The organism is Rothia sp. HMSC058E10, from assembly GCF_001809415.1.
Lineage (GTDB): Bacteria > Actinomycetota > Actinomycetes > Actinomycetales > Micrococcaceae > Rothia > Rothia dentocariosa.
The window spans coordinates 1-3,821 of record NZ_KV797635.1 but is presented as its reverse complement, the minus strand read 5'-3'; the positions used below and the strand labels follow the sequence as shown (position 1 = coordinate 3,821).

The window sequence follows — 3,821 nt, the reverse complement described above, 5'->3', positions numbered from 1 at the left end:
AAGTACTTCACCATCGAAAGAGACTCGTAGTTTTTCCGTGGGTGAGTAGTCAAGTCCCTGGTAGTGGTGTAGGGGCCCTTCGTGGTTAGGGGTCAGTGGGTCAGTGTCGGGGGCGTGTCTGGATGGCCGTCCTGGAGCTTGTTGGTGGTCTGGCACTGTTTGAGGGTGTCCAGGCTGAGGTAGCGGCGGCCCTCAGCCCATTCGTCGGTCTGCTCGGCCAGGACGGCGCCGACCAGGCGGATGATGGCGTCCCTGTTGGGGAAGATGCCCACTGAGTCGGTGCCCGTCTACCTGTCAGGCCCCAAGGGCCGGGGCGGGCGAGAGCTGTGGGTGCGGGCGGGCAACTCCACCCAGCGCCTTGAGATCGATGACGCCATCACCTACGTGTCGCAGCGCTGGCCGCACACGGTGCGCCCCTCCTGGCGCAGCCGGATCGGCGCCTACCTGCTCTACCACCGCCGCCCGGCCGGGGCGCCAGCCGATGGCGACCAGACTCCCGGCGGCCTCATCGGCTAGGACGTGTCCTGCGGGTCATCGGAGCCAGAGCCGTACAGCAGGCCGAAGGCCGGTCCCGTCGAGATCGGTGAAGGGGCGGGCGGCGCACTGTGCTGACCGGCGCGTCCCGTCAGGCGGCGCGCCCTGCCGAGCGCTTGACCGGACCCCGCACGCACCCGGCAGTCCCATCGAGCGCCTTTGCGCTCAAAAAGGTGGCTCCTACGCACTTTTACGGTGCACGGCACCGTCGCGGGTTGCGAAGTTTGGCGTAATTCCGCGGTTCTGCAGCAGGCGGAGATGAGACACGAACGTTAAAAGTGCGTAGGAGCCACCTTTTTCGACGCGGAAACACAGCCGGAAGCGCCCGAACGCACCTGTGCAGACGGGTGCGGAAGCGCACGTGGAGTTGTGGACGCCTGCCGGCGGCCGGCCACGTTATCCACAGGGTGGCGCAAACCTTGTCACCGGCGGCCCCGCCGGTCGATGCTCGTTTCATGCGGTACACCGAACGGCGGGACGCCATGCTGCGAGCGCTGGCAGCCGCACACGGGGCGGCCAAACAGCGATTCCTGGCCACCTCAGAACACTGCCGTCGCACTCTGGGCCGCATGGTGGCCGACGGAATCGTCGTCCGCCACCCGCAGCACGTCATCGCCCTGCCGGGAACGGAACGGCCCACCATTATCGCCCGGCGCCTGGGCGGTCTCATCGCCTGCGCGCACGCAATGGAGCACTACGGCATCGCCCTTCAGGAGAGCCCCGGAAGCCGGCTCCACATTATCGCCCCCTACGACCAGCACCCCGTAGACGGCATCGGGCGCGTCATCATCCACAGGAACGCCGGCGCTCCCATCGACCCGCTGGGCTCGCCGTTCGCCGACCAGGAGACCGCCATCCTCACCTTCATGCGCTGCACATCGGAGCTGGACGCGCTCATCGCCCTGGACTGCGCCCTGCGCGGCGGCCTGGTCACCCGCGCCCAGCTTCTCGCCAGACTGCGCGGACCGAGGAACGGCCCCATGCGCGCGCTGCTCGCCCGCGCCGACCCGAAGGCGCGCTCGCTCCATCCTGGAGACCATCGCCCGATACGAGCTGGAGGAGGCCGGCGCTCCGCCGGAGGTCGCCGTTGAGACGCCCACCGGCGAACTCGACCTCGTCCTGGGACAGCGTCTTGCGATCGAGACCGACGGCCACGCCTTCCACTCCTCCCTGGCCGACTGGACGCAGGACCGCCGCCGCGACCAGTGGCTCCTGCGGCACGGCATGACGCCGCTTCGCCTGACCGCCCAGCAGGTCCTGGCGCACCGGACGGTGGAGATCGTCCGTCCCATTGCCGAGCGCCTCGGCTGCTGGCCCGGGAAGGGCGGCATGAGAGACTCACGCGCGCTTTCTTCTCGTCGAGATCGGTAGATCTCCGCACCGGGATCGGTTCACTTCCGGCTTGAGATCGGTTCGAGGCGCCCGCCCGGCCCGCGCCCCCGGAATCAACCATCTGCACCCCGAGGGCCCGCGGAAACTCGTCCGCGGGCCCTCAGCAGATAGCCGCTCTTACACTCACTTCTTGCGGTGGAGCTTCTCGCGCAGGGAGTCGACGCGATCCTCCCACTTCTGCTTGCGCTCCTGCCCGCGCTCCTGGCGCAGCACCCGGGCGGCCTCCCTGTCAGCGGCGATGGCGGCGGCCTCGGCGGCCTCCAGCTCGCCGAGGACCTGGTCGGCCTCGAGCCGCAGGACCTGGCCGCCCAGCGGGGAGACGACGCCGTCGAGCACCTCGGTGGCGTACTCCTCGACCTCGGCGAGGATGGCGGTGGTGCCCGCGGGCAGCCGTCCGCTGAGCTCGCCGATGGCGGTCTCGGAGAGATCCACGCGGTCGGCGTCGGCGAAACCGCCGATCAGGGAGCCGGCACCCCATCCCAGCAGCATGCCCAGTGGGCCCCCCAGAATGCCAACGGCCATGCCGATCAGGCCCCCGCCGACGGTCGCGCTCCCGATCACGGCATCCTCACCCTCGGCCAGGCGCAGGCTGCCGTCGGCGCCGCGCTCCCCGATGACGGCCGCGGCGATAGTGATCCGCCCCTCGGCGGCCGCTCCGCGCAGGACGCTCAGCGCCTTGTAGGCGTTTGCAGATTCCTCGAAGCCGACGATGACAAAATTGTGTGCAGTCATAAAACCGTCCCATCATGTTCCTATTGCGTGCTGACATCATTAACGTAGGCGCGGCGGCGACAGAAGTCAAGTCCCTGGTAGTGGTGTAGGGGCCCTTCGTGGTTAGGGGTCAGTGGGTCAGTGTCGGGGGCGTGTCTGGATGGCCGTCCTGGAGCTTGTTGGTGGTCTGGCACTGTTTGAGGGTGTCCAGGCTGAGGTAGCGGCGGCCCTCAGCCCATTCGTCGGTCTGCTCGGCCAGGACGGCGCCGACCAGGCGGATGATGGCGTCCCTGTTGGGGAAGATGCCCACTGAGTCGGTGCGGCGGCGGATCTCCTTGTTGAGGCGTTCTTGGGGGTTGTTGGACCAGATCTGCCGCCATACCTCGACGGGGAAGGCGGTGAAGGCCAGCAGGTCAGCTCGCGCGGCGTCGAGGTGGTCAGCGGCCTCGGGCAGCAGGTCACGGGTGTAGTCCAGGAGGCGGTCGAACTGGGCCTCGACGGCTGCTGCGTCGGGCTGGTCGTAAACCGAGTGGAGCATGGTCTTGAGGGCCGGCCAGGCGCTCTTGGGGGTCACTGTCATCAGGTTGGCGGCGTAGTGGGTGCGGCAGCGCTGCCAGGTCGCTCCGGGCAGGTTCGCGGCGATGGCCTCGACCAGACCCGTGTGGGCGTCAGAGGTGACAAGTCGTACCCCTCCCAGGCCTCGGGCGACCAGGTCGGCGAGGAACTCGTTCCACGCTGCTCCGCTCTCGCAGGTGTGGCTACCCGCAGGCCCAGGACTTCGCGGTGTCCGTCGGCGTTGACCCCAGTGGCTGTCAGGACCACCGCACTGACCACGCGACCGCCTTCGCGGACCTTCATGGTCAGGGCGTCGGCCGCTACGAAGATGAAGGGGCCGGCGTCGCCCAGGGGCCGGTTGCGGAAGGAGGCGACGTGCTCGTCGAGCTCGGCCGCCATGCGTGAGACCTGTGACTTCGAAAGCGAGTTGATGCCCAAAGTACCTATCAGCTTGTCCATGCGTCGGGTGGAGACCCCGGCCAGGTAGGCGTCGGCGACCACCGTGATCAGCGCGGACTCGGCCCGTTTGCGGCGCTCGAGCAGCCAGTATATGTTCAGGAGGCGGCACTTCCTTTTATCCGATGAGCCGTAAGTCTACAACTTCATATCGTTGAATTTGAAGCGAATCC

General features: G+C 67.9%; 3 protein-coding genes and 2 pseudogenes. 2 read left to right on the top strand and 3 right to left on the bottom strand.

The window, feature by feature from the left end; genetic code table 11:
• Positions 1 to 92: 92 nt before the first annotated feature.
• Positions 93 to 281 (bottom strand): annotated as a pseudogene (locus tag HMPREF2609_RS10655) (transposase); the annotation flags it as partial.
• On the opposite strand from HMPREF2609_RS10655, the gene HMPREF2609_RS07465 reads away from it, so the two are divergent.
• Entirely contained in the window at positions 265 to 516 is a 252-nt protein-coding gene (locus HMPREF2609_RS07465; protein WP_070536159.1) for a hypothetical protein, read from the top strand. The pseudogene HMPREF2609_RS10655 and the gene HMPREF2609_RS07465 sit on opposite strands and share 17 nt — an antisense overlap.
• A gap of 473 nt (positions 517 to 989) precedes the next feature.
• A complete protein-coding gene (locus HMPREF2609_RS10650; RefSeq protein WP_172884784.1) occupies positions 990 to 1,625 on the top strand; it encodes a hypothetical protein in 636 nt (211 codons plus the stop codon).
• A gap of 424 nt (positions 1,626 to 2,049) precedes the next feature.
• Here the strand turns inward: HMPREF2609_RS10650 and HMPREF2609_RS07455 are convergent, their stop codons facing one another.
• Both HMPREF2609_RS07455 and HMPREF2609_RS07450 read right to left on the bottom strand, forming a co-directional pair.
• Positions 2,050 to 2,658: a DUF1269 domain-containing protein gene (locus HMPREF2609_RS07455; protein WP_070536157.1), complete on the bottom strand. Its 609-nt coding sequence runs from the start codon at positions 2,656 to 2,658 to the stop codon at positions 2,050 to 2,052.
• Between the two features lie 109 nt (positions 2,659 to 2,767).
• A pseudogene (locus tag HMPREF2609_RS07450) lies at positions 2,768 to 3,738 on the bottom strand (IS256 family transposase); the annotation flags it as partial.
• Between the last annotated feature and the right edge of the window lie 83 nt (positions 3,739 to 3,821).